Raw genomic sequence first — 4,508 nt, forward strand, 5'->3', positions numbered from 1 at the left:
CCGACCGCCCTTTGGAATCCCACGGCGCACCCGAGGATCACACTTTATCTTCAACTTACGTTAATGATGTGAACGTAACCAGCGTAGATAGGCCATCCATGGCCAAGCTACGCTTTGTACAGCATCCATGCTGTAAATTACTCATCATTAACTAAGTTTCAGGTGTGAACACGGGGAATTGGAGTGTGTTGGTAGATTGGTGTTTATAAATGTAGGTTTTCTATTTTTGTTGGGTGTCAAAAATTAACACTAACTGAACGATTATTGCCCTAGTAGTAATTTACTGTTACCTTATTTGAAACATAATTAGAAAGGACTCTATAAAATGAAACTCAACCAAGTTTTATCAGTTGTTAACCAAGTAGAAAAATCAAAATTCATTTCATGCCTCGATCGTCTTTGTTCTGATGCCGCTAAAAACAATAAAAAACTAGCGAAAGCAATCGATAATATCGACGGTCAAATTAAAAATGCCTCAGGTAGTGAAATTACTCAACTGTTCAATACTGTTCGTGACTTCTTCAAAATATCTGTCCAAGAACAAATATTAATGAGTAGCGCTCAGCTTAACTTATTGGTGAATATTTTAAGTCGAGACGGGAATGGAGTAGCAAGAATTAGTTGGATAGAGTCACTTTATGAAAAAGAATGGGTTGAGTTATCTAAGCTATCAAAAGAGCTCAAAGAGTGTATCCAGCAAGGCGCAGCCGAAAGTGTTTTAGAGCGAAACCGAGCCTTAAAAATTTACCATGCTTGTATGAAAGAAGCATACTTTAATGATGAAAAAAATAATCGAGAAGCTAAAGTTACAGATGATGAGCGCAGTGTTCTCAACGTTCTGGCTAATGAACTTAATTTAACTACTGATGAATGCGCTGCTGTAGAGCATTTAGTTGATGTTATTCCTAAAAATGGAGTACTTGATGCCTTAAATAGCCTCAGAGATATGGGGTTATTATTTATCAGCAAAAAGAGACAAGAAGTATTTATTCCTGATGAAATAGTTACGCTATTGAATGAGATCCAAGGAAAAGATTTAGCTGATAAATACGTGCTAAGAATACTTAGAACGCTAACAGATGCCGAACTTTCCAATGCCTTAAAAGCCCATGGTCGTAAAATTAGAGGCGTAAGCCGAACTGATAAAATTCAAACAATTATACATTCAGGAATTAGCGCAGCCAAATTATTATCCGACGATATTCATAACGTTGAAGATAACCAAAATCAACGTAAAGACAGGTTAAAGCAGCTGATACAAGATTTAGAAATTGATACAGAAAAACTAGGCACTACTTTAGATGAGCGCATTGGTCTGATACTGTCATCATTATCAGGCGCTACAGAAAAAGAGTTTGATTCGCTAAGCGCAAGCGGCTTCAAACAGCTTTTAAAAACACTAGAAGAACACTTTCCAACTATGCAAGCAGTGTTAAAAGAAGCGTTTGAACTTGAAGCGAACGAAGTTATTGATACCGAAAAACTACGTGCGTTAAGCATTACGCCACACGATATTTTATATTTACTATCAAATGATGAAGTAAGAGAAGTTCGCGACAGCATGGGGCTTTCTAAGCGTGGCAATGCACGTTTTGCTATTTTAGAAAGCTTTGCAAACGCGACAGATAAGCTAATAGAGAACTATGACGCATTAGCGCGTCGTGATATTAACGCATTAAGAGAAGCTGGCGCAGATGTAACAGAAGCCGACATTGGCGTTAAGTTTGAAGAAGTTACAAAAGCCATTTTTGAACTACTAGAGCTCAATATCGATGAAGATTTACGAAAAGTTTTAAACACCGCTAAAGATAAAGCCGATATAGTAATTTCACTCAGTGATAACGACATAATTATTGGTGAAGCAAAAACTTGTAAAAATGGAGATTTTGCAAAATACTCAACAACGTCTCGCCAAGTAAAAGCCTATGTAACCCGCGCTGAAAACCAAGGTAAACGCGTAGCACAGGTATTAATAATTGCCCCTAGCTTTTCAGATGACTTTATCGAATCAGCCGAAATGGATACCGAGGTCAATATTTCACTACTCGAGGCGCACGGCCTTAAATTAATACTTGATGCTTATAAGTCAAAGCGTAACCCAAGTTTCGCGCCTAAGTTACTGACCAAAGGTGGTTTGTTGAAAGCTGAGTTAATAGCAAAGAATATTTAGACATTAATAAACTAAATTGATGTTAATATGTAGCGAATAGTAAATAATAAACTAGTCAAGGATGAAAAATGAAGTATCAGAAGGATTTAGATGAAATCCCATCTTGCCCGCCGCAAAATGCACAAAGTAAGTCTACAGAAGCTTACCGTATTGTACATGACCCTCTATGTTGTAAGAGCTTTATGCCTCCAGGGAAAATATCACCTAGTAGAGTGAAAAATAAAAACTCTGGTAGTCAAAACTGTTCTCTACTTGCGTTGTCTTTTTTTACAAATGAGCAAGAAGCAATTAGACATTATAAAGCTTTAGAAAAAAAGATTAATAACATACACAAAACTATAGGCGGGTACTTAGCCTTTGGTAAACTTTCAGCTAATGATGGCTTACAAACGCCTCCAGGAAGAAATACTCATTTTGACTTTTATGAGTCTAAAAATACACAGTTAGATTCAAAATTTAAGATTACAAAAAAAATGAGTGAAAGGTAGTCATCATGGAAAACTTAGATAGATTTAAAGTAACAAAGTTTCCTTTAAGTGAATTAGAATGGAGTAAAGATTTAATATACTTTGAAGGCCCCTTATTATCAGAGTATAGAAGCAGAAATAATACTGTTTATTTGAAATATTGGTGCGATTGTAATGAAAACCATAATCGGTGGCTTTATTTTAAAATACAAGAACAAGACCGTTTGCGTTTGGTTCTAGGCGAAAAGTCGATAAAAGAAGTAATAGTTAATCAACCCGACTCCTTTCTTTTCATCGTTGATGAAGATGAAGTTACTTTAGAAACTTATATGGTAGGAAATGACGAGATACCAAAAAGCTATATCCCATCTGATGACTCCTTTTTAGATATATCTGAATATATAGGTGATACAAATATAACCTCAATGGTTTTTGAAGATGAATGGAATATTGATTTGCTTAAAGAGCTTTTCAAAAAGTTTAAGCAAGTTTTTGATTTTATATATGTATCAAATAATAAAAGTATTAATAGCACTACATTGCCCTGGTTAGGTGGTTTTAGCTCAGTTCATTTTTATAATACCTTAGCAAGCTACGTTCCAAGGGATAAAGGATGTAAATTAGAAGCCATATATTATGCATCGCCGGGATATATGAAAGTAAAGTGCGAGACAGCTAATAGTGATTTGACATTACATGCTATCAAAAAGTATTTACAAAATGAGTCCACTATATCTGAAGTATATTCTGAGTTATATTACAGAATTAGTGATTTAGGGTTAAATCAGAAGTTAACAAAAGATGCCGCTCTTGCTTTTTATTCTGATAATGATTGCAAGCGATTATATAAAGAATTATCTGCATTACTATTAAATGACGGAATAGATTGGTTGGATGGTGGTTTTGATAATGATTTTGTTCGTTCAAAAATAATTATGGCACATTTGCGAAGGTTGAAAACTTTATCCTCTTTTATTCGTGACGGCTCTGTCCGAGTTGTGGATGATATATTCTTTTTTGATGATATTTAATTAATTAAATTGGATAAGTACATTTAGCGTAACCTAGTTAACTTGGTTACGCTTTAAATTGATAACTGTTTAACAAATCATGTTCAATTAGATTGAAGTTACTTAAAGTGATTACTAGCTCTTTATATTCATTTTTATAAAAGTTAACCAATGGATTGATTTTGCTTATATCTAGCTGAGTTAACTTTTCGTAACCTTCAAGAAGTCCTCTTAACAGGATAAGATCTTTTTCAATATATTTAATGATTTTATAATCGTCACTACTAGTGTCATTGCATGCTTCATATAGAAATTTTAAATCGAGATTTTTATTATAATCTGCACCATCCAAGATGATTTTATGTAAAGAAAGAGTTTTTTCTTTGAATCTATTTTCATTGTAGTTTTTGTTAAGACGCTCAGTAACTTTTTGAATTACTTTATAAGTATCATCTTTTTGTTGTTGGTTGGAAATAAGTGCAAGTTGCTGCTCATTAGCATTTGCTACGCGGGTAAACTCTTTTCTTGTTTCTTTTAGTTCTGTATTTTGTAAAACAATTGTCATTAATAAACAAATAAATGATAGAAAGGCAAAAATGGGATTTAATGTTCCTCCAATGAAATCTCCAAAAGCTCCCCATTGCTCAATCGGTGAATCTGGTGAGAAGCCGAATTGAGCAATTATACTACATAATACAGATATCATTATTACAAAGGCGGCAAGAGCAAGGCCACGTAAACTTTTCATTTGTTATTCCTTAAAAAATATTTAAAATTTGATTTAATCAAAGTTTTAGCTCATCACCCAACCGCTAACTTCCCAGCCTCATGCCACATTTCACTTGGCATTTGGTTGGTTAA

The 4,508-nt window shown here is 34.2% G+C and carries 4 protein-coding genes; 3 read left to right on the top strand and 1 reads right to left on the bottom strand.

All coding sequences use genetic code 11. The features are described from left to right. Positions 1-325: 325 nt before the first annotated feature. The 3 genes from L652_RS0101230 (at position 326) to L652_RS0101240 (ending at position 3,668) form a co-directional block, all read left to right on the top strand. Complete coding sequence (locus tag L652_RS0101230) at positions 326-2,170, top strand: hypothetical protein (protein ID WP_024597134.1); 1,845 nt, start codon at positions 326-328, stop codon at positions 2,168-2,170. A gap of 68 nt (positions 2,171-2,238) precedes the next feature. After that, the gene (locus L652_RS0101235) at positions 2,239-2,658 is read left to right on the top strand and encodes a hypothetical protein (protein ID WP_024597133.1); all 420 of its coding nucleotides are present in this window, start codon (positions 2,239-2,241) and stop codon (positions 2,656-2,658) included. A 5-nt stretch (positions 2,659-2,663) separates the two neighbouring features. Next, entirely contained in the window at positions 2,664-3,668 is a 1,005-nt protein-coding gene (locus tag L652_RS0101240) for a DUF6575 domain-containing protein (RefSeq protein ID WP_024597132.1), read from the top strand. A 46-nt stretch (positions 3,669-3,714) separates the two neighbouring features. On the opposite strand, the gene L652_RS0101245 is transcribed toward L652_RS0101240, so the two are convergent. Next, entirely contained in the window at positions 3,715-4,395 is a 681-nt protein-coding gene (locus tag L652_RS0101245; RefSeq protein WP_024597131.1) for a hypothetical protein, read from the bottom strand. Positions 4,396-4,508 lie beyond the last annotated feature (113 nt).

Source organism: Pseudoalteromonas sp. TB25 (assembly GCF_000497995.1).
GTDB lineage: Bacteria > Pseudomonadota > Gammaproteobacteria > Enterobacterales > Alteromonadaceae > Pseudoalteromonas > Pseudoalteromonas distincta.